Genomic DNA, 24832 nt, shown 5'->3' with positions numbered 1-24832 from the left:
AATGACTGATTACCAGGGTAAAAAAGTCGTCATTATCGGTCTGGGATTGACCGGGCAGTCGTGCGTTGACTTCTTTTTAGCGCGTGGCGTCACGCCGCGCGTCATGGATACCCGACTTGTTCCGCCGGGCCTGGAAAAGCTGCCAGCAGAAGTGGAACGCTGGCTGGGTTCGTTGAACGACGACTGGCTGCAAAGCGCCGATCTGATTGTCGCCAGCCCCGGGCTGGCGCTGTCGCATCCGTCCCTGACGGCGGCGGCGAAAGCGGGCGTGGAGATCGTAGGCGACATCGAGCTGTTTTGCCGCGAGGCGCAGGCGCCGATTGTGGCGATCACCGGCTCTAACGGCAAAAGCACCGTGACCACGCTGGTGGGCGAGATGGCTACAGCCGCAGGCTGGCAGGTCGGCGTGGGCGGCAATATTGGCCTGCCGGCGCTGATGCTGCTTGCTCAGCCCGCCCGGCTCTACGTGCTGGAACTCTCCAGCTTCCAGCTGGAAACGACCCACAGCCTGAAAGCGGCGGCGGCGACCATCCTGAACGTGACGGAAGATCATATGGATCGCTATCCGTTCGGGATGCAGCAGTATCGGGCGGCCAAGCTGCGCGTTTACGAACAGGCAGACGCGTGCATTGTGAATGCGGACGATGCGATGACCATGCCGGTACGCGGCGCGGATAAACGCTGCATCAGCTTTGGCGTCGATGTCGGCGACTATCACCTGACGCGCCAGCAGGGCAGCACCTGGCTGCGCGTTAAGGGCGAAAAAGTGCTGAACACCAGCGAGATGCCCCTGGTCGGCCAGCATAACTATACCAACGCGCTGGCGGCCCTTGCGCTGGCCGATGCCGTGGGTTTGCCTCGCGCCTCCAGCCTGAAAGCGCTGACTACCTTTACCGGCCTGGCGCACCGCTTCCAGCTGGCGCACGAGCGTAACGGCATTCGCTGGATCAACGACTCCAAAGCGACCAACGTCGGCAGCACCGAAGCGGCGCTGAACGGTCTGACCGTGCAGGGCACGCTCTGGCTGCTGCTGGGCGGCGACGGCAAATCCGCCGACTTCACTCCGCTGGCTCGCTACTTACAGGGCGATAACATCAGAATTTACTGCTTTGGTCGGGATGCGGCCGCGCTGGCGGCGCTGCGCCCGGAAAGGGCAGTGCAGACCGCAACGATGCAGGAATCCATGCAGCAGATTGCCGCCAAAGCGCAGTCTGGCGATATGGTGCTGCTGTCGCCGGCCTGCGCCAGCCTCGATCAGTTTAAAAACTTCGAGCAGCGCGGCGACGTGTTCACTCGACTGGCAAAGGAGCTGGGCTGATGCGTGTTCCGGGTTTAAGCGTTGCCAGCTGGCTGTCAGAACGCCTGAAAGAGTGGGTGATGGGCTCGCGCGAGAGCGATGCCAGCACCATGGTGCTTTACGACCGCACGCTGCTCTGGCTGACGATAGGGCTGGCGATTATCGGCTTCGTGATGGTGACGTCGGCCTCCATGCCGGTGGGCCAGCGTTTATCGGACGATCCTTTTTACTTCGCCAAGCGCGATGCCTTTTACATCGTGCTGGCGTTCGGCATCGGGCTGGTCACGCTGCGCGTGCCGATGGCTTTCTGGCAGCGCTACAGCAACATTATGCTGCTGGTCACGGTGGTGATGCTGCTGATTGTGCTGGTGGTGGGCAGTTCGGTAAACGGCGCCTCGCGCTGGATTGCGCTCGGCCCGCTGCGTATCCAGCCTGCGGAGCTCTCCAAGCTTTCGCTGTTCTGCTATCTCGCCAGCTACCTGGTGCGCAAGGTAGAGGAAGTGCGCAACAATTTCTGGGGTTTCTGCAAGCCGATGGGCGTGATGGTGGTGCTGGCGGTCCTGCTGCTGGCGCAGCCCGATCTGGGTACCGTGGTGGTGCTGTTTGTCACCACGCTGGCGATGCTGTTCCTGGCTGGCGCAAAATTATGGCAGTTTCTGGCGATCATCGGCTCCGGTATTTTTGCGGTTTGCCTGCTGATTATTGCCGAACCTTACCGTATGCGGCGCGTCACCTCTTTCTGGAACCCGTGGGAAGATCCCTTCGGCAGCGGCTACCAGCTGACCCAGTCGCTGATGGCGTTTGGCCGCGGCGAATTCTGGGGCCAGGGGCTGGGCAACTCGGTACAAAAACTGGAATATTTACCGGAAGCGCACACCGACTTTATCTTCTCGATTATCGGTGAAGAGCTGGGTTATATCGGTGTGGTTTTAGCGCTGTTAATGGTATTCTTCGTCGCTTTTCGCGCGATGTCTATCGGGCGCCGCGCGCTGGAGCTTGACCAGCGCTTCGCCGGTTTTCTGGGCTGCTCTATCGGCGTCTGGTTCAGCTTCCAGGCGCTGGTTAACGTTGGCGCCGCAGCAGGTATGCTGCCGACCAAAGGCCTGACGCTGCCGCTGATCAGTTACGGCGGCTCCAGCCTGATAATTATGTCAACCGCCATCGTATTTTTGTTACGCATAGATTATGAAACGCGTCTGGCAAAAGCCCAGGCGTTTACGCGAGGTAGTCGATGAAAGGGAAGCGACTGATGGTTATGGCCGGCGGCACCGGAGGACACGTTTTTCCGGGGCTGGCGGTGGCGCACCATCTGATGGCGCAGGGCTGGCAGGTGCGCTGGCTCGGCACGGCTGACCGTATGGAGGCCGATCTGGTGCCGAAACACGGCATCGACATCGATTTTATTCGCATCAGCGGCCTGCGCGGCAAAGGGCTGAAGGCGCAGCTGGCCGCGCCGCTGCGGATTTTCCACGCCGTACGTCAGGCCCGCGCAATCATGAAGGCCTACAGGCCGGACGTGGTGCTGGGCATGGGCGGCTACGTTTCCGGGCCGGGCGGCCTGGCGGCGTGGAGCTGCGGTATTCCGGTGGTGCTGCATGAACAAAACGGCATCGCCGGATTAACCAATAAGTTGCTGGCGAAAATCGCCAAAAAAGTGATGCAGGCGTTTCCCGGCGCGTTCCCTGATGCGGATGTGGTCGGCAACCCGGTACGGACAGACGTGCTTGCTCTGCCGTTGCCTGCTGAACGTATGGCCGATCGCAGCGGCCCGGTTCGCGTATTGGTTATCGGCGGCAGCCAGGGCGCCCGCGTGCTGAACCAGACGCTGCCTCAGGTGGCCGCGAAGCTGGGCGACAGCATTACGCTGTGGCACCAGACGGGCAAAGGCGCGCTGGCTGAAGTCAACGACGCCTACGGTAAGGTTGGACAGACGCAGCATAAAGTCACCGAATTTATTGACGATATGGCAGCGGCCTACGCCTGGGCGGACGTTATCGTCTGTCGCTCCGGCGCGCTGACGGTCAGCGAAGTGGCCGCCGCAGGCTTACCGGCGATCTTCGTGCCGTTTCAGCATAAAGATCGTCAGCAGTACTGGAACGCGCTGCCGCTGGAAAAAGCGGGCGCGGCAAAAATTTACGAGCAGCCGCAGTTTACGGCTGACACCGTGGCGCAGACGCTGGCCGCATGGGATCGCCCAACGCTGATGGCGATGGCGGCGAAGGCCCGTGCCGTGGCGATCCCGGATGCGACCGAGCGTGTCGCAGCCGAAGTCAGCAAAGCGGCGCTATAGCACAGGACGAGACTTGTCCCGGAACAGGGTGCCAGCAGGTACCGACAGGCAGAAAGAGATGAATACACAACAACTGGCAAAACTGCGTTCTATCGTGCCCGAGATGCGTCGCGTCCGGCACATTCACTTTGTTGGCATCGGTGGTGCCGGCATGGGCGGTATTGCCGAAGTGTTGGCCAACGAAGGCTATGAAATCAGCGGTTCCGATCTGGCGCCGAATGCGGTCACGCAGCATTTGAGCGCGCTGGGAGCGACCATCTATTTTAACCATCGTCCTGAAAATGTCAGCGATGCCAGCGTGGTGGTGGTATCCACCGCGGTGTCGCAGGATAACCCGGAACTTATCGCGGCGCGTGAAGCCCGCATTCCGGTGATCCGTCGGGCGGAAATGCTGGCCGAGCTGATGCGCTTCCGTCACGGCATCGCCGTCGCCGGGACGCACGGAAAAACCACGACCACGGCCATGGTATCCAGCATTTATGCGGAAGGCGGCCTGGATCCGACCTTCGTTAACGGTGGCCTGGTCAAAGCGGCCGGCACCCATGCGCGTCTGGGCAGCAGCCGCTATCTGATTGCGGAAGCGGATGAAAGCGATGCGTCCTTCCTGCACCTTCAGCCGATGGTGGCTATCGTCACTAATATCGAAGCTGACCACATGGATACCTATCAGGGCGATTTTGAGAACCTGAAGCAGACCTTTATCAATTTCCTGCACAACCTGCCGTTCTATGGCCGCGCGGTGCTCTGCGTGGATGACGCGGTGATCCGCGATCTGATCCCGCGCGTAGGCCGCCAGATCACCACTTACGGCTTTAGCGAAGATGCCGACGTGCGTATCGCCAGCTACGAGCAGCACGGCGCGCAGGGCCACTTCACGCTGGCCCGCCAAGATAAGCCGCTGATGCAGGTGACGCTGAACGCGCCTGGCCGCCACAATGCGCTGAACGCCGCCGCCGCGGTAGCCGTCGCGACGGAAGAGGGCATTGACGATGCAGAAATCCTGAGCGCGCTGGAAAGCTTCCAGGGCACCGGTCGTCGCTTCGATTTCCTGGGCGAGTATCCGCTACAGGAAGTGAACGGCGTGCAGGGCACCGCGATGCTGGTTGACGATTATGGTCATCATCCCACGGAAGTTGACGCCACGATCAAAGCGGCCCGCGCGGGCTGGCCGGACAAGCAGCTGGTAATGATCTTCCAGCCGCATCGCTATACGCGCACCCGCGATCTCTATGACGATTTCGCGAACGTGCTGTCTCAGGTGGATGTGCTGCTGATGCTGGACGTTTACTCCGCTGGCGAAACGCCGATCCCCGGTGCCGACAGTCGCTCGCTGTGCCGCACCATCCGTGGGCGCGGCAAAGTCGATCCTATTCTGGTGTCGGACCATGACGCCGTGCTGGAAATGCTGGCGCCGAAGCTGTCCGGCAACGATTTAATTCTGGTGCAGGGCGCGGGCAACGTTGGCCGTATTGCCCGCACGCTTGCTGAAAATAAGTTACAACCGCAGAAAGAAGGTAAACATCATGGCTGAGAAAGTAGCGGTATTGCTGGGTGGCACTTCTGCGGAACGCGACGTTTCCCTGATGTCGGGCAACGCCGTGGTGAGCGGACTGCTTGAGGCGGGCATCGACGCGCATGCCGTCGATATCCGTGATTTTCCGGTAACGCGCCTGAAAGAAGAAGGCTTCGATAAAGCTTTTATCGCGCTGCACGGTCGCGGCGGCGAAGACGGCACCCTGCAGGGGCTGCTGGAGTTTCTGGCTATTCCCTATACCGGCAGCGGCGTGATGGCTTCCGCCATTACCATGGACAAGCTGCGCACCAAATGCCTGTGGCAGGGCTGCGGCCTGCCGGTATCGCCTTACGTGGCGATTACCCGTAAAGAGATGGACGCCGGGCTTAACGACGAGATCCGCGCCCGTATCGCAGCGCTGGGCCTGCCGGTTTTCGTTAAGCCCAGCAGCGAAGGCTCCAGCGTCGGCATCAGCCGCGTTAACGACGCTGACTCGCTTCAGGCTGCGCTGACCGAGGCTTTCCGTCACGACGACGACGTGCTGGTAGAGGCGTTTCTGAGCGGCCCGGAATACACCGTAGCGGTGATCGGCGACGATATTCTGCCTTCCATTCGTATTCAGGTGGCTTCGGAGTTCTATGACTATGAAGCAAAATACTTTTCTGACGAAACGCAGTACTTCTGTCCAAGCGGTTTATCGGCCGAGCGGGAAGCGGAACTGAGCGAGATCGTGATTAAAGCGTGGCGCGCGCTGGGCTGTAGCGGCTGGGGACGCGTCGATCTGATGATGGGCGGCGACGGCCAGTTTTACCTGCTGGAGGTGAATACCTCGCCCGGCATGACCAGCCACAGCCTGGTGCCGATGGCCGCTAAGCAGGCCGGCATGAGCTTTTCGCAGCTGGTAGCCCGCATTCTGGAACTGGCGGACTGATATGTCCCAGGCTGCTCTGAATGTTCGCAATCGCGAGGCGCAGGAAAAAGCGCGCACCGGCCGCAGCAACGGCTCGCGGCTGGCCGGCATTCTTTTCCTGTTGATAGTGCTTGGCGTGATGTCGGCAGGCGGTTACGTAGTGGTACGCTGGATGAACGACGCGTCCCGGCTGCCGCTGTCCAGGCTGGTGGTGACGGGGCAAATGCACTACACCACCAACGACGATATTCGTCAGGCTATCCTGTCGCTGGGCGAGCCTGGCACTTTTATGTCGCAGGACGTGGATGTTATCCAGCAGCAGATCGAACGGCTGCCCTGGATCCAACAGGTCAGCGTGCGTAAGCAGTGGCCGGACGAATTAAAGATTCATCTGGTTGAATATGTGCCCGTTGCCCGCTGGAATGACCTGCATCTGGTTGATGCAACGGGAAAATCGTTCAGCGTGCCGGCTAATCACCTCGGCAAAGAGAAGATGGTGATGCTTTACGGGCCGGAAGGCAGCGAATCCGAAGTGCTGGCAGGCTACCATCAGATGGACGCTATGCTGGCCGCCGGAAAATTTAAGCTGAAGGCGGCGTCAATGACGGCGCGGCGTTCATGGCAGCTGGTGCTGGATGACGATACGCGTCTGGAACTGGGACGCAACGAGGATATGAAGCGGCTGAAACGCTTCATTCAGCTCTGGCCGACGCTCCAGCAGCAGGCGCAAGCGGAAAATAAGCGGATCGGTTATGTGGACCTGCGATACGACTCTGGCGCGGCAGTAGGCTGGGCACCGCCACTTATTCAGGCCACTGACGGTAATAAGCAACAGAATCAGGCACAGGTTAAACAACAATGATCAAGGCGACGGACAGAAAACTGGTAGTTGGACTGGAAATCGGCACCGCGAAGGTCGCCGCTTTGGTAGGGGAAGTTTTGCCCGATGGTATGGTCAATATCATCGGGGTGGGTAGCTGTCCTTCTCGCGGCATGGATAAAGGCGGCGTCAACGACCTGGAGTCGGTCGTCAAGTGCGTACAGCGTGCAATTGACCAGGCCGAACTGATGGCGGACTGCCAGATTTCGTCGGTTTATCTGGCGCTGTCCGGAAAACACATCAGTTGTCAGAACGAAATAGGGATGGTTCCTATTTCAGAAGAGGAAGTGACCCAGGAAGATGTGGAAAACGTGGTGCACACCGCGAAATCCGTGCGTGTTCGTGACGAACACCGGATTTTGCACGTTATTCCGCAAGAATATGCGATCGATTATCAGGAAGGGATCAAAAATCCGGTAGGCTTATCGGGCGTGCGTATGCAGGCGAAAGTCCATTTGATCACCTGCCATAACGATATGGCGAAAAACATCGTTAAAGCGGTTGAACGATGCGGCCTGAAAGTTGACCAACTGATTTTCGCCGGTCTGGCCTCCAGTTTCGCCGTGCTGACCGAAGATGAACGCGAGCTGGGCGTTTGCGTTGTGGACGTCGGCGGCGGCACAATGGATATCGCGGTCTATACTGGCGGGGCGCTGCGCCACACCAAGGTTATCCCGTATGCGGGCAACGTGGTCACCAGCGACATCGCCTATGCGTTCGGCACGCCGCCGACCGATGCGGAAGCCATTAAAGTGCGTCACGGCTGCGCGCTCGGCTCCATCGTCGGCAAAGACGAAAACGTCGAGGTGCCCAGCGTGGGCGGTCGGCCGCCGCGCAGCCTGCAGCGCCAGACGCTGGCAGAGGTCATTGAGCCGCGCTATACCGAGCTGCTGAACCTGGTCAACGACGAGATTTTACAGCTGCAGGAGCAGCTGCGTCAGCAGGGCGTCAAGCATCACCTGGCCGCAGGCATCGTCCTGACCGGCGGTGCAGCGCAGATTGAAGGCCTGGCGGCCTGCGCGCAGCGCGTGTTTCATACGCAGGTACGCATCGGCCAGCCGCTGAATATCACCGGCTTAACAGATTATGCGCAGGAGCCTTACTACTCGACGGCTGTCGGGCTGCTGCACTACGGAAAAGAGTCTCATCTTAACGGTGAGGCGGATGTGGAAAAAAGAGCGTCAGTGGGCAACTGGTTCAAGCGAATCAACAGCTGGCTGAAAAAAGAGTTTTAATTTAGAGAAAAGGAGATCATGCTAGGCTTATTTTATGATCTCCAGGCGACAGGCACATAACGGAGAGAAATTATGTTTGAACCTATGGAATTAACCAATGACGCGGTGATTAAAGTCATCGGCGTCGGCGGCGGCGGCGGTAACGCCGTAGAGCATATGGTGCGTGAGCGCATCGAAGGCGTAGAATTCTTTGCCGTTAACACCGACGCTCAGGCGTTGCGCAAAACGGCAGTAGGCCAGACCATCCAAATCGGTAACGGGATTACCAAGGGTCTGGGTGCCGGGGCAAACCCGGAAGTAGGACGCAATTCAGCGGAAGAAGATCGTGAAGCATTACGTCAGGCGCTGGAAGGCGCGGACATGGTGTTTATCGCCGCAGGTATGGGCGGCGGCACCGGTACCGGCGCGGCGCCGGTCGTGGCCGAAGTAGCCAAAGATTTAGGTATCCTGACCGTGGCCGTCGTGACCAAGCCTTTCAATTTTGAAGGCAAGAAGCGTATGGCTTTCGCGGAGCAGGGTATTGCCGAGCTCTCCAAGCATGTCGATTCTCTGATTACTATTCCAAACGACAAGCTGCTGAAAGTGCTGGGTCGCGGTATTTCTCTGCTGGACGCGTTCGGCGCGGCTAACGACGTGCTGAAAGGCGCGGTGCAGGGCATTGCCGAACTGATTACCCGTCCGGGTCTGATGAACGTCGACTTTGCCGACGTGCGCACCGTGATGTCCGAAATGGGCTATGCGATGATGGGCTCCGGCGTGGCGTGCGGCGAAGACCGTGCGGAAGAAGCGGCCGAAATGGCGATCTCCAGCCCGCTGCTGGAAGATATCGACCTTTCCGGCGCGCGCGGCGTACTGGTCAACATCACGGCTGGTTTCGACCTGCGTCTGGACGAATTTGAAACCGTGGGTAACACTATCCGCGCCTTCGCTTCCGACAATGCGACCGTGGTTATCGGTACCTCGCTGGATCCGGAAATGAACGACGAGCTGCGTGTGACCGTGGTCGCAACCGGCATCGGCATGGACAAACGTCCGGAAATCACGCTGGTGACCAACAAGCAGGCACAGACTCAGCCTGTTATGGATCATCGTTATCAGCAGCACGGTATGGCGCCGCTGCCTCAGGAACAAAAGCCTGCGGCGAAGGTGGTCAACGAGCCCGGCACGCAAACCAACAAAGAGCCTGACTATCTGGATATTCCGGCCTTCCTGCGTAAGCAGGCGGACTAAGAATTCCCTGAAGGTTGGGGTTCTCCGCTCTTTGTGTTAAAGTGTTCGCCCGTCAGTGATTTATACTGGCGGTCGGATGAGTAATTTTGCGAGATAATGCGATGATCAAACAACGGACATTAAAACGTATTGTTCAGGCGACTGGCGTCGGTTTGCATACCGGCAAGAAAGTCACTCTGACGCTACGCCCTGCGCCGGCTAACACCGGGGTCATCTATCGTCGCACTGACTTGAATCCACCGGTTGATTTCCCGGCTGATGCCAAATCCGTGCGTGATACCATGCTCTGTACCTGTCTGGTCAACGAGCATGACGTGCGTATTTCCACGGTCGAGCACCTGAATGCGGCCCTTGCCGGCCTCGGCATTGATAATATCGTGGTGGAAGTTAACGCGCCTGAAATCCCTATTATGGATGGCAGCGCGGCGCCCTTTATTTATCTGCTGATGGACGCGGGTATTCAGGAGCTGAACTGCGCGAAAAAATTTGTACGCATCAAACAGCCTGTCCGGGTTGAAGACGGCGACAAATGGGCCGAACTGGTCCCGCACAACGGCTTTAAGCTCGATTTCACCATCGACTTTAAGCACCCGGCTATCGACGCCAGCTCACAGCGCTACAGCATGGATTTTTCCGCTGAAGCCTTTGCGCGTCAAATCAGCCGTGCCCGTACGTTCGGCTTTATGCGCGACATCGAGGCGTTACAGTCTCGCGGTCTTTGCCTGGGCGGCAGCTTCGACTGCGCCATCGTGGTGGACGACTATCGCGTGCTGAACGAAGACGGCCTGCGTTTTGAGGACGAGTTCGTGCGTCACAAAATGCTGGATGCGATCGGCGACCTGTTTATGTGCGGACACAACATCATTGGCGCGTTTACCGCGTTCAAAGGTGGTCACGCGCTGAACAACAAGCTGCTGCAGGCCGTGCTGGCGAAGCAGGAAGCCTGGGAATGGGCAACGTTTGAAGACGAAGCCGAGCTGCCGGTGACCTTCCGTGCGCCAAACCTGGTGCTGGCTTAAGCACTATTTATGACGACTGGTTGAGCGGGTACTCTCTCCGGCCAGCAAGGCCAGTCGTTCTAATGTTTTCTTTAGTTTTTCCGGGCTACGGCTCGCGACTCCCCGTAAAATTTCCGCACTCTCTTCGCTAAGCTGACGCCCCAGATTATTCTCTTTTGCTGGCCGAACGCTGTTTTCCTGCGCGTTTTCCTGAGCTTTTGCCGCCATCGTTGGATTTATCCTGATGTCGATTGACGTCAATGATGGTAATATTTGCGCTCGTAAAGCTGACAGCAGGCTGGATTGTTCATAGCGTAAGCGCATCATCCAGCTGGCGTTAGCGGTTTCAAGCACCAGAACGCCCTGGCGGAAATTCGCCACGCGGCACCAGGGATGCAGCTGAGCCGGGATAATACCCTGCAACGCACGGTTCAGCTTATTCAGCGCAATAGCGCGTTGCTGAATGGATTGCAGCATACTCTGGCCTTCGGCAGCTTCGAAAAAACTTTCAATTGATTGCGGGCGACTATCGCGCATAGCAGGCTCCGGCGGAAAACAGTGGGTATTCTTAATTGTTGGCGACAATTTGGCAGACGTTACTTCTGGCCGCATCTCCTGTTGGGGATGGTCGCGGCGAGCTTTGGTCTGCCTCACGCCTCAGGTGATACCTTACCAGAAACTGCTTCCAGAAGCCTGAATATCAATAATAGCGTGCGTTTCGACAGCCTTGCGTTATTGAACGCGCGTCGCGCCAGCTTTAATGTGGATTACTGGCATCAACACGCCATCCGCACCGTTATTCGCCATCTCTCTTTTACGCTGACGCCCGCTGCCGTTATTGAGCAGGCCACGCCGCTTGAGGTGCATCGGCTGGCGCTGCTGGACACGCTGAATGCGCTACTCACGCATGAAGCCAGACCGCCCGCGATTGTTCGCCAGACCACGCCGCAGCAAACAACCGACGCGCCTCGCTATCAGACCGGCCTGTGGCTGGCCAGCGTGCAGGGCATTCGCGCCGGGCCTGTCTCTCTCGCATAAATCGACTATAGTTCCCCCATTAAAAGTTTAGTGATGCGCTGTAGAAGCAGTGGCTGAGAGAATATTGTTTATGTTAATCAAATTATTAACCAAGGTTTTTGGTAGCAGTAACGACCGTACGCTGCGCCGTATGCGCAAAGTGGTTGAGCAGATCAACAAGATGGAACCGGACTTTGAGAAGCTGTCCGATGATGAGCTGAAGGCGAAGACCGCCGAGTTCCGCGCGCGTCTGGAAAAAGGCGAAGTGCTGGAAAACCTGATCCCGGAAGCCTTTGCGACCGTACGTGAGGCCAGCAAGCGCGTCTTTAACATGCGTCACTTTGACGTGCAGCTGCTGGGCGGCATGGTACTGAACGATCGCTGCATCGCGGAAATGCGTACCGGTGAAGGTAAAACCCTGACCGCTACGCTGCCTGCTTACCTGAACGCCCTTAGCGGCAAAGGCGTGCACGTCGTCACGGTCAACGACTATCTGGCGCAGCGTGATGCGGAAAACAACCGCGCGCTGTTCGAGTTCCTGGGACTGAGCATCGGCATCAACCTGCCGGGAATGCCTGCTCCGGCCAAACGTGAAGCCTACGCTGCCGATATTACCTACGGCACCAACAACGAATATGGCTTTGACTATCTGCGCGATAACATGGCGTTCAGCCCTGAGGATCGCGTGCAGCGCAAGCTCAACTATGCGCTGGTGGATGAGGTCGACTCCATCCTGATCGATGAAGCGCGTACGCCGCTGATTATCTCCGGCCCGGCGGAAGACAGCTCCGAACTCTATATCAAAGTTAACAAAATCATCCCTCACCTGATCCGTCAGGACAAAGAAGACTCCGACACCTTCCAGGGCGAAGGCGACTTCTCCGTGGATGAAAAAGGGCGTCAGGTGCATCTGACCGAGCGTGGCCTGATGAAGGTGGAAGAGCTGCTGGTCAGCGAAGGCATCATGGAAGAGGGCGAGTCGCTTTATTCGCCGGGCAACATCATGATGATGCACCACGTCACGGCGGCGCTGCGCGCCCATGCGCTCTTTACCCGCGACGTGGACTATATCGTGAAAGACGGCGAAGTGATTATCGTCGATGAACATACTGGTCGTACCATGCAGGGCCGTCGCTGGTCGGATGGTCTGCATCAGGCGGTAGAAGCGAAAGAAGGCGTGGAGATCCAGAACGAAAACCAGACGCTGGCTTCTATTACCTTCCAGAACTATTTCCGCCTTTACGACAAGCTGGCCGGTATGACCGGTACGGCAGATACCGAGGCTTTTGAATTCAGCTCTATCTACAAGCTGGAAACGATTGTCGTACCTACCAACCGCCCAATGGTGCGTAAAGATCTGCCGGATCTGGTCTATATGACCGAGAAAGAGAAGATCGACGCGATCATTGAAGATATCCGCGAGCGTACCGCTAACGGCCAGCCGGTGCTGGTGGGAACGATCTCTATTGAGAAATCGGAAGTGGTGTCAGCCGAGCTGACTCGCGCCGGGATCAAACACGAGGTGCTGAACGCCAAGTTCCACGCCCGTGAAGCGGATATCGTGGCGCAGGCTGGTCAGCCGGGCGCGGTTACCATCGCAACCAACATGGCGGGTCGCGGTACGGATATCGTGCTGGGCGGCAGCTGGCAGGCGGAAATCGCCGCGCTGACCGATCCAACCCCTGAGCAGATCGAAGCGATCAAGAGCGCCTGGAAAGTGCGTCACGATGCGGTACTGGCTTCCGGCGGTCTGCATATCATCGGCACCGAGCGTCATGAATCACGCCGTATCGATAACCAGCTGCGCGGCCGCTCCGGTCGTCAGGGCGATAACGGCTCCTCACGCTTCTATCTGTCGATGGAAGATGCGCTGATGCGCATTTTTGCCTCCGATCGCGTCTCTAATATGATGCGTAAACTGGGCATGAAGCCGGGCGAAGCGATTGAGCATCCGTGGGTGACCAAAGCTATTGCCAATGCACAGCGCAAAGTGGAAAGCCGCAACTTTGATATCCGTAAGCAGCTGCTGGAATATGATGACGTGGCTAACGATCAGCGTCGCGCTATCTACACCCAGCGTAACGAGCTGCTGGACGTTTCCGACGTATCGGAAACTATCACCAGCATCCGTGAAGACGTGTTTAAAACCACGATCGATACCTACATTCCACCGCAGTCGCTGGAAGAGATGTGGGATGTGCCAGGCCTGCAGGAACGTCTGAAAAACGATTTCGACCTGGAGCTGCCGATTGCAGAGTGGCTGGACAAAGAGCCTGACCTGCATGAAGAGACGCTGCGCGAACGTATTATGACGCAGGCCAAAGAGCAGTATCAGCGTAAAGAAGAAGTGGTCGGCATTGAGATGATGCGCAACTTTGAAAAAGGCGTGATGCTGCAAACGCTGGATTCGCTGTGGAAAGAGCATCTGGCTGCAATGGACTATCTGCGTCAGGGCATCCATCTGCGTGGCTATGCGCAGAAGGATCCTAAGCAGGAGTACAAGCGCGAGTCTTTCGCCATGTTCGCCGCAATGCTGGAGTCGCTGAAGTATGAAGTGATCAGCACGCTGAGCAAGGTGCAGGTCCGGATGCCGGAAGAAGTCGAAGCGATGGAAGAGCAGCGTCGTGAAGAAGCCGAGCGTCTGGCGCAGCAGCAGCAGCTGAGCCATGTGGATACCGAAACGGAAGCGGCAATGGCGCTGGCTGAGCAGACCGGCGAGCGCAAAGTCGGACGTAACGATCCTTGCCCTTGCGGCTCAGGAAAAAAATATAAGCAGTGTCACGGCCGCCTGGCCTGACGGGTATTGCTGACCACGCTTTAAAAAACCGGGGAATTCCCCGGTTTTTTTATGGCGGAGAGACAGGGCAAACCAGTACGCTCTTGCACAGCCACAGCCACAGCCACAGCCACAGCCACAGCCACAGCCACAGCCACAGCCACAGCCACAGCCACAGCCACAGCCACAGCCACAGCCACAGCCACAGCCACAGCCACAGCCACAGCCACAGCCACATAATTTTTACTAAAGCCAGCTCACCTTGCGTCAGTTATAGTCTTTGCCAAAGCGAGGCCGTGTTATGCCAGTTATAGTCTTTGCCACGTCAGGGCCGGCCTCCTGGCCGTTATCCATAGAGCCAGAGAAATATCGTCCAGCCTGCAAAGGCCAGCGCAGGCCCAAAAGGGAAAGGCGCATTAAGCGGATGCCTGAACATCAGCCACGCGGCAAAAAGCGCGGCTGAGGTGATAAGCGTCGCCAGCAGCACGATCCAGGGCAGCCGCTCCAGGCCCGTCCAGGCGCCCAGCGCCGCCAGTAATTTGGCATCGCCCAGCCCCAGCCCCTCTTTTTTTCTCAGCAGCCAATAGCCGCGCGAGAGCAGCCAAAGCGTGCTGTAACCCGCCGCTGCGCCATAAACGGCCTGCTCCGGCGTCAGGCCCGGCAGCAATCCGATCGTGCTGGCAAGCAGTCCAAGCCAGAGCAGCGGCAGCGTCAGCATATCCGGCAGCAGAAACAGGCGATAATCCACGACTGCCAGTGCTAATAACGTCCAGCTTAGCAGCAGCGCCGGCAGCCACAGCCTCAGAGGCAGCTGCGCTATAACGATTGTTGTCACTGCCAGTAGCGCTGGCAGCATGAACATGTTTACCTGAAGGCTAAAGATGCGGCGCATATTTCTCTCCTCTTATCCGTGAGTCGGCAGACGTCGCCGTGCCTGTCTGCTTTGCTTAAGACGGGCTTCCCTGGAACGAAATTCTACGCTTTGTTTTTACTGCCGTACCGGCCTTCGGCCATTTTCATGCTGTTATATAGCTGATTTTCGTAACGGCTCGCAGTTTACAATCGGGCTTGCGATTGTGCCGCAACGCTGGAATAGTGGCGGCATACTTCAGGCAATCCAGAGAACAGTTATGAAGCATTTGCAGGTGGCAGTAGGCATCATTCGTGACGGGCAGAAAAGAATATTTCTAACCCAGCGCTCCGCTAAATCCCATATGGCTAACCGATGGGAATTTCCCGGCGGGAAAATCGAAGCAGGCGAAACGCCGGAACAGGCGCTGAAGCGCGAGCTACAGGAAGAAACGGGCATCACTCCGCTGAGCGCATCGGCCTGCGGTATGGCCAGCCATACGGACAGCGAGCTACAGGTCACGCTGCATTTCTTTCTGGTAGAGGCCTGGCAGGGCGAACCGTGGGGACGTGAAGGGCAGCCGCAACGTTGGGTCGCGCAGCAGGCGCTGGTGGCGGAAGAATTTCCTCCCGCCAATGCAGAACTGATCGCTCGCCTGCAGGCCGGACTGATTTAGACGCGATCGTTGCCCGTAGGCTTGGGTGGATTCAGGCGATATCGCTCGCAGGCCGTGCTGATTCAGACGATATCGTTGCCTGCAAACCGGGCTAATTTGAGCGATATTTCTCGTGTGCAGGCCGGGGCTGATACAGGCGATATTGTTCGTCTTCAGAGCGGGTCAACGTAGACGATATTGCCTCGCTGCTGGCTGAAAAGGGCCATATTCAGCCAGCGGTCATCTTCCTGGTAGTAGGCTGTCAGTAGCGATCTTTCGGTTCTTCGCTCCATTCATCGCTGTCGGAAAGGTCGCCCTCGCTGGGAATACGTTTCTCTTCGTTAGCCCATTCGCCCAAATCGATCAGCTGGCAGCGCTTGCTGCAGAAGGGCCGCCAGGGGCTCAGCTCATCCCAGATAACCTCTTTATCACAGGTTGGACAGTTTACGGTGATGACTTCATTCATTGATCGTTACCTCAGCAGCAGGCAAGTTGAAAATCGAGGCGCGCCGGCACCTCGCCGTGCTCGCTGTCGAGCGGCAGAAAGCGGATAGCATAGCGGCTTTTATGGCCGGAAACCTGCGGATAAAGCGAGTCTTCCAGCATCAGCTGCAGGCGCAGCAGATCGGCGCCTTCCGCATTGTCCTGATAAAATCCGTTCAGGCTGGTCTGATGGCGAAAAGCGCCCGACTGGCGAATTAAGTCCAAAATCAGCGTCAGCGCGTCGCGGATAGGCGCCAGCGAGTTCATCCACAGCGCAACCTGACTGTCCCGTTTCTCCTGTTCAATATGCAGCCAGATATGCAGCGTAGGCAGGTCGAAACTGCAGCAGCCGCCGGGAATACTTAAACGCTGACGCACCAGTCCGATCAACCGATCCTCCCGCATCATCTGTCCCATACGCGGAGCGGCCATTAGCGCAGTCGAACGCGTTTTCAGACTGTCGTGCAGCTTATGCACCAGATCCATATCCACGCCCGGCACTTCCGCCCAGGAGCGCAGCTTCTGCTGCTGCTTATCCAGCTCTTTGACAATTTCGGTACGCAGTTCGCCGCGTTCAAATACATCCAGCAGCTCGGCCGCATTGCGGAAAAAAGTTAGCGCGCTGACTGAATCGACGATGGTACGGCTGCTGTCCAGCTGATTCATCAAAAATTCAATGCGCAGCCAGGTCCGCATTTTTTCATTTAATGGGTACTCAAATAAAACCGTTGTGCTCATGCTTTAATCCTGATCTGTTGCTCCGGCAAGCTGGCGATAGCGCTGATCCAGCCGGGCAACTTTGGCGGCCACATCATCAGGTGTGCCGCCGTTATCGATAATGTCGTCGGCTACGGCAAGTCGCGCTTCACGCGTGGCCTGCGCAGCCAAAATATGTTCAGCCTGTTCACGGCTGATGTGGTCTCTGCTCATGGTACGCGCCAGCTGCGTTTCGCGATCGACATCCACAACCAGCACCCGATCGGCCAGCTGTTGCAGATTGTTTTCAACCAGCAAAGGAACGACCCACAGGCACCAGACGGAGCGGGTTAACGCCAGCTGGCGACGGGTCTCACTATGGATCAGCGGATGCAGAAGGGCGTTCAGCCAGGCTTTTTCCTGCGCGGAACTGAAAATCCGATGACGCAGCGAGGCGCGATCTAACGAGCCGTCCGGGCGAATGACCGCCGCACCGAACCGCTCTTGTATCGCTTTCAGCGCGGGTTGACCGGGCTCCACGACCTGACGGGCAATAATATCGGCGTCAACGATATCCACGCCTCTGGCCGCGAAGGCGTTAGCGATAGTGGTTTTCCCGCTGCCGATACCACCGGTCAGCGCAACAGTATAGCTCATAGTCCCGATTCTCACGGCTCCGATGTGACCGCATCCGCTCAGGCCAGCATTGACGCGGCCGCTAAAAGTGGGGTGCAGATCACATAAGAGAATCACAGATAAATTTATGGGATTGTAGCCTAAATAAACCTGTTTTCGCAGTCTTGTCCGTGCGTTTTTAGCGCGTATGATAAGGCTACTGGAGCTGGCAGCAGCACCCAATCATCAGATTGCGCCATCAACCAGGAAGTGATTTATGCGTATTGAAGAAGATATTAAGCTAGGTTTTAAAGATGTCCTGATCCGCCCCAAGCGTTCCACGTTGAAGAGTCGTTCACAGGTTGACCTGAACCGTCAGTTCACCTTCAAACACTCCGGCGTCGCCTGGTCAGGCGTGCCGATCATTGCCGCCAATATGGATACTGTCGGCACCTTCAGCATGACGGAAGCGCTGGCCTCATTCCAGGTCCTTACCGCCGTTCACAAGCATTATAGCGTGGCACAATGGCAGGCCTTTATCGATCGCGTACCTGAAAGCGTACTGCAATACGTGATGGTTTCTACCGGCACTTCCGATGCCGATTTCGTTAAAATGCAGCAGATCCTCGCACTGTCGCCCGCGTTAAATTTCATTTGTATTGACGTTGCTAACGGCTACTCCGAACACTTTGTCGAGTTTTTACAGCGCGCTCGCGAGGCCTGCCCGGATAAAACTATCTGTGCGGGTAACGTAGTGACGGGCGAAATGGTGGAGGAGCTTATCCTTTCCGGTGCCGATATCGTGAAGGTGGGCATCGGCCCCGGATCCGTCTGTACTACAAGGGTGAAAACTGGCGTAGGCTATCCGCAGCTTTCCGCCGTAATTGAATGTGCGGATGCGGCGCATGGGCTGGGCGGTCAAATTGTCAGCGACGGCGGCTGTTCGGTACCGGGCGACGTGGCGAAAGCCTTCGGCGGCGGCGCCGATTTTGTGATGCTCGGCGGGATGCTGGCCGCGCATGATGAATGCGAAGGCACGCTGGTGGAAGAGGACGGCGAGCAGTTTATGCTGTTTTACGGCATGAGTTCTGAATCTGCGATGAACCGGCACGTTGGCGGCGTGGCGGGCTATCGGGCGGCAGAAGGCAAAACCGTTAAGCTTCCCGTTCGCGGCCCGGTAGACAACACGGCGCGAGACATTCTTGGCGGCCTGCGCTCTGCCTGTACCTACGTTGGCGCTGAGCGGCTGAAAGAGCTGACCAAGCGCACGACCTTTATCCGCGTGGCGGAGCAGGAAAACCGGGTGTTCAACCGTTAAAGTCGGCAACTGGCCTGCCGCTTGCGCTGAGCGGCAGGTTTTTACGCTGTCGCTTTCACACCCTGCTTGGTAGAACGGCATCACTTTGCCTGCCTTAAAGCGTCGCCTGTCCCAAAATGTTGCCTGCTTCAAAGCATTGTCTGCCTTAAAGCATTGTCTGTCTCAAGGCGTCTCCTGTCTCAAAGCGTTGTCTGTCTTAATACGTCCTCTGTGTGAATACATCGCCTGGTCAAAACGGTCACTATCCCAAAGCATCGCCCAGGTTAAAGATGGGCAAGTACATCGCGACTACCAGCGTGCCGACCAGCACGCCGGTAACGATCATCATTAACGGTTCCAGCGCGGCGGCCAGATTATCCGCCAGCTCATGCGTGCTGGCCTCATGCCATTCCCCCAGCCGCAGCAGCAGGCTGTCCAGCGCGCCAGCCTCTTCGCCCACTTTTATCAGCTGGTAGCACAGCGGCGTGAAAAGCTCGTGCTGTGCCAGCGCCCGATACAGCGGGTTACCGGCGGCGATATGCTGCTGCAGGGCGACTATCGCCTCCCGCCACAGCAGATGATCGAGCGTTTTCTCTACCGCCTGCAGCCCCTGCAACAGCGTCAGACCAGCCTGCTGCGTCAGCGTCAGGGTCAGAAAGATACGGCTGAGCTGGCCGCCGCGATAAAGCCTGCCGATAAGCGGCAGCTGTAACAGACATCGCTGCTCGTTACGCTGCCAGACGGGCAGGCGGCGGCTTTGCCAGCGCCAGTAAGCGAGGCCGCCGAAGGCCAGCGGCAAAATAAGCATGCCATAACGCTGTAGCCCCTCTGAAAGGGCGATTATGGCTGCGGTAAAGGCCGGTAGCGGCGCGTTAAAGGAATGATAGATAGCTACAAACTCCGGCAAAACGAACATCAGCATTCCGATGCTGACCAGCAGCGCGACGGCGACCACAAACAGCGGGTAGCGCAGCGCTTTCATTACTTTCTTTTGCAGCTGTTGTTCTCTTTCCTGCTGACCGGCCAGCCGCAGACAGCATTCGTCCATTCTGCCGGTCAGTTCGCCAACCGCGATCAGGGCAGGGTAGAGCGGTGGGAAAACTACAGGCCAGTCGGCCAGCGCCTGTGAAAAGGGTATGCCTTCCGACACGCTTTGCTCTATTTGCGTGAGTAAAGCCTGCCAGCCGGGATCGGCATGGCCTTCAGCCGTCAGCCGCAGGCTGGCAGAAAGCGTCATGCCTGCCTGCAAAAGCGTAGCCAGCTCGCGGAAAAAGGTAATCTTGTGCTGCCATTTCCAGTCGCCGGCGCGATAGCGGCGTCCTTTGCTAACCTTTAGCGGCAGCAGGTCGAGCGCCATGAGCCGTTCTGTTGCTTCCTGGCGGCCACGGCAAAAACAGGCTCCCTGATGAAAAGCGCCTTCTTTGTCCATGGCCTGCCATTCCACTAACAGCGGATCAGTCATCGTCATTACCGACAATTCGATTCAGCTCTGCCAGCGTGGTTTCGCCTTTATTCACGCTATGTAGTCCTTCTACAAACAGCGAGTTTATATTTTGCTGCCGGGTAATTTTCAGCAGCGCCTCCTGAGCGCTGTCGGTCGCGATAGCATTTTGCAGCCGCGCATTAACGGGAAGCAGCTCGAACAGCGCCAGCCTGCCATAAAAGCCGGAATAGCAGCGTTCGCAGCCGACGGCGCGCCAGTTTTGCACCGTACCCGGCCAGAGATCCTGAGGGAAATGGGCCAGCGCTTCGGCGGGTTCGCGACAGTGCGGGCAGAGACGGCGTACCAGACGCTGGGCGATAACCAGCTTTAGCGCGGAGGCAAGCTGGTAGCCGGGAATGCCGATTTGCCTTAGCCGGGTCAGCGTTTCCGCCGTGGAGTTGGTATGCAAAGTCGACAGAACCAGATGGCCGGTCTGCGCCGCCTTGATGGCGATTTCCGCCGTTTCCGCATCGCGGATTTCGCCAATCATAATTACGTCGGGATCCTGACGCAGAAGAGCGCGTAGCACGCGGTTGAAATCAAGTCCGGTTTTAGGATGTACCTGGGTTTGATTAACGCCCGGCAGCGGGATTTCCACGGGATCTTCCACGCTGCACAGGTTGCGGCCCGGCGTGTTAAGCGAGCTCAGCCCGCTGTAAAGGGTAAAGGTTTTCCCGCTGCCGGTAGGGCCGGTAACCAGAATCAGCCCCTGCGGCCTCGCCAGCGCCTCGCGAAAGCAGCGCAGCGCCGCTGGCGACATGCCGAGATTCTCCAGCGACACGGACTGGGTGTCAGTTTGCAGCAGTCGGATAACCGCTTTTTCACCGCAGCGCGTGGGCAGCGTCGAGAGGCGAAAGGAAGCGGGTTTTCCCAACAGTGCCAGCGTGAACTGGCCATCCTGCGGGATCCGGCGTTCGGCGATATCCAGGTTAGCGACTATTTTCAGCCTTGCCAGCAGCGCCGCGGCGTTGTCGGCTGGCGAAGTCGGCACGTTTTGCAGCACGCCATCCACCCGAAAACGGATGCGTAACGCGTCGGCCTGAGGTTCGATGTGGATATCGGACGCGCGCTGCTGTATCGCCAGCGCCAACAGATTGTCGATACGCTGGATGGTGGTTTCGCTATGTGCCGCCGCAGGTTCCGATGCGGCCGGACGATCCTGCCGATACTGTTCCAGTCGCGCCGGTGGCCAGTACTCAATCTCAATCGCGCCCTGAGCGGTAAAACGCAGCGCCGCCATCATATCGGCCGAGGGCGGCGTCGCCATCGCGATGTGCAGCCGCTGCGGCGTAAGCGAAAGCACCACGGCGTGATGACGTTGACAAAGGGCCTCGACGGCCTGCAGAGAGGAAGACGCTGTCATTCCGCCACCTCGCTGTCATCGTCAAAGCGGAAGATATTTTCACAGGCTTCTTTCAGTCCCGTTTGCTGGGTGGCGCAGGTGCGCTGCCAGCCGATTTGGCCTTCGGCACCGTCCCACTGCGGTTTCATTGTTACCGTCAGGCCATTCAGGCTCTCCTGGCCCGTCAGCGTCAGCGCGCCGCCCTGCACGGCCACAGTGGCAACATAGCGCGACCCTTTCCCGGACGGCACGCCGTTGCTGCCTGCGCTACAGCTTTCCGCGCCGCCGTGCTCGATGGCACACAGTTCCACGGCGGTTTTAAAAGGCATCGCCGTTTGCAGCATATCGGTCAGCGCGGCTTTTTGCAGATAGTTCTGGTAAGCCGGCAGGCCGATAGCGCTGAGAATGGCGATGATAGCGATAACTATCATTAGTTCGACCAGGGTAAATCCCTGCTGATTTTTCATGATGTTGACTTCCATGTGTTTAAGGAGTCAGCAACGTACCGCTGAAAAAAAACGCAGGCCAGCGGCAAAAAAACGTTTCCGAAGAAGGGCAGCAGGAATTCTTTCGCTATTACATCAGCAGACAAAAAGGCGGGAAGACGGCTCGCAAAATTCAGTGATGGGAGCGAAAACGCCATCCGGAGACGGCGTTAAAATGACAGGTAAAATTAATGGGCGGCAGCGGGGCGAAAGCGCATGGAGAGATCCAACGCCCGCACGTGCTTGGTTAGCGCGCCGACCGAGATGTAATCCACGCCCGTTTCGGCGAAAGTCCGTAACGTCTCGTCGGTGACGTTGCCGGAAACCTCCAGCAGCGCGCGGCCGTTGGTCAGGCGCACCGCTTCCCGCATCTGCTCAACGCTGAAGTTATCCAGCATGATGATATCCGCCCCGGCCTCGATCGCCTGACTAAGCTCGTCCAGCGATTCAACCTCAACTTCCACCGGCACGTCCGGATGCAGCCAAAACGCCTTTTCCACGGCCTGGCGTACTGAACCGGTGGCGATAATATGGTTTTCCTTGATCAGGAAAGCGTCGGAAAGGCCCAGTCGGTGGTTAGCGCCGCCGCCGCACAGCACGGCATACTTCAGCGCGGTGCGCAGTCCCGGCAGCGTTTTTCTCGTATCCAGCAGCTGCGTTTTGGTGCCTTCAAGCATAGCCACATAGCGGCTGACCTCGGTCGCCACGCCGGATAACGTCTGGACAAAATTCAGCGCGGTGCGTTCCGCTGTCAGTATCAGCGAGGAAGGGCCGGTTACTTCAAACAGCGGCTGGTTGGCGACGATCGCGTCACCATCCTCCACGTGCCAAATCATCTGCGTCTTATTACCAAGCTGGATAAAAACTTCTTCGACCCAGCGTTTCCCGCAGAAAATACCCGGTTCACGGGTAATCACTACGGCATGAGAGCGGGCATCTTCTGGTAACAGGCTGGCGGTAATATCCCGGCTGGCGTCGATCTCGCCGCCCAGGTCTTCTCGCAGCGCCAGGGCGACGGCAGGAGGAATATCATCCTTAATACGTTCCAACAGCGCGGCACGGCGGCTGTCCGCATCGTAGCGACGGGTTGTCATGGTCAAACTCCAAAAGGGCGGATTGAAGAGAGAACCATGCTAGCTTTTTTACCTGCGGCTGGCGAGTCGGTTACTGCGCCAGGGCAGCCGATTTTTTGCCGCCTGACAGGGCAAAAAGCGACGAAACTTCCCCCGAGCTGTTTCTGCGGCGGCGGGGCTTCCCGCGTCAGGGATTCATGTTACTCTGATGTTATCTATAGAAAAGGAGAGCAGGCCATGCAGTTGCAGTCAGGCTGGCTGACCGGCGTGAAGCGGGTGCCGTCGCCGCATTTTAATCAGCGCCCGCAAAACGAAACGCCCACGCTTCTGGTTATTCATAATATCAGCCTGCCGCCGGGCGAGTTCGGCGGCCCGTGGATCGATGCGCTATTTACCGGCCAGCTGGATGCCGGGGCCCATCCTTACTTTGCGGATATCGCGCATCTGCGGGTTTCCGCGCATTGCCTGATCCGTCGCGATGGCGAAATCATCCAGTACGTGCCTTTTGATTTACGCGCCTGGCACGCGGGCGTTTCCTGCTATCAGGGACGGGAGGCCTGCAATGATTTTTCTGTTGGCATTGAGCTGGAAGGCACCGATGTGCTGCCCTACACCGATGCGCAATACCAGGCTTTGCAGGCGGTGACCCGTTTACTGGCAAAGCACTATCCGCAAATAGTCGAAAATATTACCGGGCATAGTGATATCGCGCCGGAAAGAAAAACCGATCCCGGACCGGCGTTTGACTGGGAAAGATTTCGGAGCGGGCTGGAGCACGATCCCTCCGCTGTACAGCAGGAGTAACAGGCATGACGCTTTTTAGTTTGTTATTGGTTCTGGGTTGGGAACGCTTGTTTAAAATGGGCGAGCACTGGCAGTTGGATCACCATCTGGCCCGGTTGTTCCGTCGTCAGCGGCGCTTTTCGCTGCTGCGCACGCTGGCGATGACGCTGGCGGCGATGGCGGTGGTCGCACTCTGTTTACTGGCGCTGAAGGGCCTTTTTTTCGGCGTTTTACAGCTGCTGTTCTGGATTGCCGTTGGGCTGTTGTGCATCGGTGCGGGGTCGGTAAGGCTGCATTATCATGCCTATCTGAAAGCGGCCAGCCATAACGATACGGACGCGCACAGCGCCATGGCAGAAGAGCTGACGCTGATCCACGGCCTGCCGATGGAGTGTAACGAGCGCGAATATCTCTGCGAACTGCAAAATGCGCTGCTGTGGATTAACTACCGCTTTTATCTGGCACCGCTGTTCTGGTTTGTCGTGGGCGGCCCATGGGGACCGGTTCTGCTGGTGGGATATGCTTTTCTGCGCGCGTGGCAGAGCTGGCTGGCGCGTCGTTATACGCCACTGGAACGGTCGCAATCCGGCGTGGATGCTATTCTGCACTGCGTTGACTGGATCCCGGTAAGACTGGCGGGAGTTGCCTATGCCTTATTGGGACATGGCGAACGCGCGCTGCCGGCCTGGTTTGCTTCATTGGGCGACCGGCATACCTCGCAATATCAGGTGCTGACCCGACTGGCGCAGTTTTCGCTGGCGCGCGATCTGCATACGGACAAGGTGCAAACGCCGCGAATTGCCGTTGCGCTGGCCAAGAAAGTGTCGCTGGTGATCGTGGTAGTGGTGGCGCTGCTGACTATTTACGGCGCGCTGGTATAGCAGGAATAATCCGGCCCGCAGGCCGGATTATTGGCTGTCAGGT

General features: G+C 57.8%; 25 protein-coding genes. 15 read left to right on the top strand and 10 right to left on the bottom strand.

What is annotated here, in order from left to right; translation table 11 throughout:
- Window position 1 precedes the first annotated feature (1 nt).
- The 9 genes from murD (at window position 2) to lpxC (ending at window position 10374) form a co-directional block, all read left to right on the top strand.
- Window positions 2–1318, top strand: a complete 1317-nt coding sequence (gene murD / locus QZH36_RS17030) for a UDP-N-acetylmuramoyl-L-alanine--D-glutamate ligase (protein WP_301730714.1) — start codon at window positions 2–4, stop codon at window positions 1316–1318.
- Window positions 1318–2532 (top strand): cell division protein FtsW, encoded by a 1215-nt coding sequence (ftsW, locus tag QZH36_RS17025; protein WP_253455280.1) that lies wholly within the window; start codon window positions 1318–1320, stop codon window positions 2530–2532. The genes murD and ftsW overlap by 1 nt, the downstream gene beginning before the upstream one ends.
- Window positions 2529–3587 (top strand): undecaprenyldiphospho-muramoylpentapeptide beta-N-acetylglucosaminyltransferase, encoded by a 1059-nt coding sequence (gene murG, locus QZH36_RS17020; RefSeq protein WP_301730713.1) that lies wholly within the window; start codon window positions 2529–2531, stop codon window positions 3585–3587. The genes ftsW and murG overlap by 4 nt, the downstream gene beginning before the upstream one ends.
- Before the next feature lie 58 nt (window positions 3588–3645).
- Entirely contained in the window at window positions 3646–5118 is a 1473-nt protein-coding gene (gene murC, locus QZH36_RS17015) for a UDP-N-acetylmuramate--L-alanine ligase (protein WP_301730712.1), read from the top strand.
- Window positions 5111–6031: a D-alanine--D-alanine ligase gene (locus QZH36_RS17010; protein ID WP_253455277.1), complete on the top strand. Its 921-nt coding sequence runs from the start codon at window positions 5111–5113 to the stop codon at window positions 6029–6031. The genes murC and QZH36_RS17010 overlap by 8 nt, the downstream gene beginning before the upstream one ends.
- A 1-nt stretch (window position 6032) precedes the next feature.
- Entirely contained in the window at window positions 6033–6872 is an 840-nt protein-coding gene (ftsQ, locus tag QZH36_RS17005; protein WP_301730711.1) for a cell division protein FtsQ, read from the top strand.
- The gene (ftsA, locus tag QZH36_RS17000; RefSeq protein ID WP_125288999.1) at window positions 6869–8125 is read left to right on the top strand and encodes a cell division protein FtsA; all 1257 of its coding nucleotides are present in this window, start codon (window positions 6869–6871) and stop codon (window positions 8123–8125) included. Before ftsQ ends, ftsA begins: the two co-directional genes overlap by 4 nt.
- Window positions 8126–8197: 72 nt before the next feature.
- Window positions 8198–9355, top strand: coding sequence for a cell division protein FtsZ (gene ftsZ / locus QZH36_RS16995; RefSeq protein ID WP_125289000.1), 1158 nt, complete (start codon window positions 8198–8200; stop codon window positions 9353–9355).
- A gap of 101 nt (window positions 9356–9456) precedes the next feature.
- The gene (gene lpxC, locus QZH36_RS16990) at window positions 9457–10374 is read left to right on the top strand and encodes a UDP-3-O-acyl-N-acetylglucosamine deacetylase (protein WP_125289001.1); all 918 of its coding nucleotides are present in this window, start codon (window positions 9457–9459) and stop codon (window positions 10372–10374) included.
- A 3-nt stretch (window positions 10375–10377) separates the two neighbouring features.
- On the opposite strand, the gene QZH36_RS16985 is transcribed toward lpxC, so the two are convergent.
- Window positions 10378–10890 carry a DUF721 domain-containing protein gene (locus QZH36_RS16985; RefSeq protein ID WP_125289002.1) on the bottom strand — a complete coding sequence of 171 codons (513 nt, stop codon included), beginning with the start codon at window positions 10888–10890 and terminating at the stop codon, window positions 10378–10380.
- A gap of 21 nt (window positions 10891–10911) precedes the next feature.
- Between QZH36_RS16985 and secM the strand changes: the two genes are divergently transcribed.
- Window positions 10912–11391, top strand: coding sequence for a secA translation cis-regulator SecM (secM, locus tag QZH36_RS16980; protein ID WP_253455275.1), 480 nt, complete (start codon window positions 10912–10914; stop codon window positions 11389–11391).
- 70 nt (window positions 11392–11461) lie between these two features.
- Entirely contained in the window at window positions 11462–14167 is a 2706-nt protein-coding gene (gene secA, locus QZH36_RS16975) for a preprotein translocase subunit SecA (protein WP_253455274.1), read from the top strand.
- A gap of 49 nt (window positions 14168–14216) precedes the next feature.
- Here the strand turns inward: secA and QZH36_RS16970 are convergent, their stop codons facing one another.
- Both QZH36_RS16970 and QZH36_RS16965 read right to left on the bottom strand, forming a co-directional pair.
- Window positions 14217–14384: a hypothetical protein gene (locus QZH36_RS16970; protein ID WP_301730710.1), complete on the bottom strand. Its 168-nt coding sequence runs from the start codon at window positions 14382–14384 to the stop codon at window positions 14217–14219.
- Between the two features lie 108 nt (window positions 14385–14492).
- Window positions 14493–15038, bottom strand: a complete 546-nt coding sequence (locus QZH36_RS16965; RefSeq protein ID WP_301730709.1) for a prepilin peptidase — start codon at window positions 15036–15038, stop codon at window positions 14493–14495.
- A gap of 238 nt (window positions 15039–15276) precedes the next feature.
- Between QZH36_RS16965 and mutT the strand changes: the two genes are divergently transcribed.
- The gene (gene mutT / locus QZH36_RS16960; protein ID WP_301251449.1) at window positions 15277–15672 is read left to right on the top strand and encodes an 8-oxo-dGTP diphosphatase MutT; all 396 of its coding nucleotides are present in this window, start codon (window positions 15277–15279) and stop codon (window positions 15670–15672) included.
- A gap of 241 nt (window positions 15673–15913) precedes the next feature.
- On the opposite strand, the gene yacG is transcribed toward mutT, so the two are convergent.
- The 3 genes from yacG to coaE are packed head-to-tail and all read right to left on the bottom strand — an operon-like array spanning window position 15914 to window position 17487.
- Window positions 15914–16117, bottom strand: a complete 204-nt coding sequence (gene yacG, locus QZH36_RS16955) for a DNA gyrase inhibitor YacG (RefSeq protein ID WP_253455270.1) — start codon at window positions 16115–16117, stop codon at window positions 15914–15916.
- Between the two features lie 11 nt (window positions 16118–16128).
- Window positions 16129–16872: a cell division protein ZapD gene (zapD, locus tag QZH36_RS16950; protein ID WP_125289008.1), complete on the bottom strand. Its 744-nt coding sequence runs from the start codon at window positions 16870–16872 to the stop codon at window positions 16129–16131.
- A 3-nt stretch (window positions 16873–16875) separates the two neighbouring features.
- A complete protein-coding gene (coaE, locus tag QZH36_RS16945) occupies window positions 16876–17487 on the bottom strand; it encodes a dephospho-CoA kinase (RefSeq protein ID WP_253455269.1) in 612 nt (203 codons plus the stop codon).
- Between the two features lie 235 nt (window positions 17488–17722).
- Here coaE and QZH36_RS16940 point away from each other — a divergent pair, with 235 nt between their 5' ends.
- The gene (locus QZH36_RS16940; RefSeq protein WP_301730708.1) at window positions 17723–18763 is read left to right on the top strand and encodes a GMP reductase; all 1041 of its coding nucleotides are present in this window, start codon (window positions 17723–17725) and stop codon (window positions 18761–18763) included.
- Window positions 18764–19004: 241 nt separating this feature from the next.
- On the opposite strand, the gene hofC is transcribed toward QZH36_RS16940, so the two are convergent.
- The 4 genes from hofC to nadC form a co-directional block, all read right to left on the bottom strand.
- Entirely contained in the window at window positions 19005–20204 is a 1200-nt protein-coding gene (gene hofC / locus QZH36_RS16935) for a protein transport protein HofC (RefSeq protein WP_301730758.1), read from the bottom strand.
- Entirely contained in the window at window positions 20197–21588 is a 1392-nt protein-coding gene (gene gspE / locus QZH36_RS16930; protein WP_301251444.1) for a type II secretion system protein GspE, read from the bottom strand. The genes hofC and gspE overlap by 8 nt, the downstream gene beginning before the upstream one ends.
- Window positions 21585–22034 carry a prepilin peptidase-dependent pilin gene (gene ppdD / locus QZH36_RS16925; protein WP_253455266.1) on the bottom strand — a complete coding sequence of 150 codons (450 nt, stop codon included), beginning with the start codon at window positions 22032–22034 and terminating at the stop codon, window positions 21585–21587. The genes gspE and ppdD overlap by 4 nt, the downstream gene beginning before the upstream one ends.
- A gap of 206 nt (window positions 22035–22240) precedes the next feature.
- The gene (gene nadC, locus QZH36_RS16920) at window positions 22241–23146 is read right to left on the bottom strand and encodes a carboxylating nicotinate-nucleotide diphosphorylase (protein ID WP_301730707.1); all 906 of its coding nucleotides are present in this window, start codon (window positions 23144–23146) and stop codon (window positions 22241–22243) included.
- A 216-nt stretch (window positions 23147–23362) separates the two neighbouring features.
- Between nadC and ampD the strand changes: the two genes are divergently transcribed.
- Window positions 23363–23929: a 1,6-anhydro-N-acetylmuramyl-L-alanine amidase AmpD gene (gene ampD / locus QZH36_RS16915; RefSeq protein WP_253455264.1), complete on the top strand. Its 567-nt coding sequence runs from the start codon at window positions 23363–23365 to the stop codon at window positions 23927–23929.
- A gap of 5 nt (window positions 23930–23934) precedes the next feature.
- Window positions 23935–24789 (top strand): beta-lactamase regulator AmpE, encoded by an 855-nt coding sequence (gene ampE, locus QZH36_RS16910; protein WP_253455263.1) that lies wholly within the window; start codon window positions 23935–23937, stop codon window positions 24787–24789.
- The last annotated feature ends 43 nt before the right edge of the window (window positions 24790–24832 follow it).

The sequence above is a fragment of the Erwinia wuhanensis genome (assembly GCF_030484085.1).
Taxonomy (GTDB): domain Bacteria; phylum Pseudomonadota; class Gammaproteobacteria; order Enterobacterales; family Enterobacteriaceae; genus Erwinia; species Erwinia aeris.
Note: the sequence above shows the minus strand (reverse complement) of the source record. Positions and strands in the feature narration are given on the sequence as shown.

Bases quoted from the DNA above. Each gene is read 5' to 3' on its own strand.
- ftsZ (WP_125289000.1), top strand. From the start codon at position 8,198: ATGTTTGAACCTATGGAATTAACCAATGACGCGGTGATTAAAGTCATC.
- mutT (WP_301251449.1), top strand. From the start codon at position 15,277: ATGAAGCATTTGCAGGTGGCAGTAGGCATCATTCGTGACGGGCAGAAA.
- ftsW (WP_253455280.1), top strand. From the start codon at position 1,318: ATGCGTGTTCCGGGTTTAAGCGTTGCCAGCTGGCTGTCAGAACGCCTG.
- secA (WP_253455274.1), top strand. From the start codon at position 11,462: ATGTTAATCAAATTATTAACCAAGGTTTTTGGTAGCAGTAACGACCGT.
- QZH36_RS16985 (WP_125289002.1), bottom strand. From the start codon at position 10,890: ATGCGCGATAGTCGCCCGCAATCAATTGAAAGTTTTTTCGAAGCTGCC.
- murG (WP_301730713.1), top strand. From the start codon at position 2,529: ATGAAAGGGAAGCGACTGATGGTTATGGCCGGCGGCACCGGAGGACAC.
- QZH36_RS16965 (WP_301730709.1), bottom strand. From the start codon at position 15,038: ATGCGCCGCATCTTTAGCCTTCAGGTAAACATGTTCATGCTGCCAGCG.
- hofC (WP_301730758.1), bottom strand. From the start codon at position 20,204: ATGACTGATCCGCTGTTAGTGGAATGGCAGGCCATGGACAAAGAAGGC.
- QZH36_RS17010 (WP_253455277.1), top strand. From the start codon at position 5,111: ATGGCTGAGAAAGTAGCGGTATTGCTGGGTGGCACTTCTGCGGAACGC.
- ppdD (WP_253455266.1), bottom strand. From the start codon at position 22,034: ATGAAAAATCAGCAGGGATTTACCCTGGTCGAACTAATGATAGTTATC.
- lpxC (WP_125289001.1), top strand. From the start codon at position 9,457: ATGATCAAACAACGGACATTAAAACGTATTGTTCAGGCGACTGGCGTC.
- coaE (WP_253455269.1), bottom strand. From the start codon at position 17,487: ATGAGCTATACTGTTGCGCTGACCGGTGGTATCGGCAGCGGGAAAACC.
- QZH36_RS16970 (WP_301730710.1), bottom strand. From the start codon at position 14,384: ATGTGGCTGTGGCTGTGGCTGTGGCTGTGGCTGTGGCTGTGGCTGTGG.
- zapD (WP_125289008.1), bottom strand. From the start codon at position 16,872: ATGAGCACAACGGTTTTATTTGAGTACCCATTAAATGAAAAAATGCGG.
- nadC (WP_301730707.1), bottom strand. From the start codon at position 23,146: ATGACAACCCGTCGCTACGATGCGGACAGCCGCCGTGCCGCGCTGTTG.
- ftsA (WP_125288999.1), top strand. From the start codon at position 6,869: ATGATCAAGGCGACGGACAGAAAACTGGTAGTTGGACTGGAAATCGGC.
- QZH36_RS16940 (WP_301730708.1), top strand. From the start codon at position 17,723: ATGCGTATTGAAGAAGATATTAAGCTAGGTTTTAAAGATGTCCTGATC.
- gspE (WP_301251444.1), bottom strand. From the start codon at position 21,588: ATGACAGCGTCTTCCTCTCTGCAGGCCGTCGAGGCCCTTTGTCAACGT.
- ampD (WP_253455264.1), top strand. From the start codon at position 23,363: ATGCAGTTGCAGTCAGGCTGGCTGACCGGCGTGAAGCGGGTGCCGTCG.
- ampE (WP_253455263.1), top strand. From the start codon at position 23,935: ATGACGCTTTTTAGTTTGTTATTGGTTCTGGGTTGGGAACGCTTGTTT.
- yacG (WP_253455270.1), bottom strand. From the start codon at position 16,117: ATGAATGAAGTCATCACCGTAAACTGTCCAACCTGTGATAAAGAGGTT.
- ftsQ (WP_301730711.1), top strand. From the start codon at position 6,033: ATGTCCCAGGCTGCTCTGAATGTTCGCAATCGCGAGGCGCAGGAAAAA.
- murD (WP_301730714.1), top strand. From the start codon at position 2: ATGACTGATTACCAGGGTAAAAAAGTCGTCATTATCGGTCTGGGATTG.
- murC (WP_301730712.1), top strand. From the start codon at position 3,646: ATGAATACACAACAACTGGCAAAACTGCGTTCTATCGTGCCCGAGATG.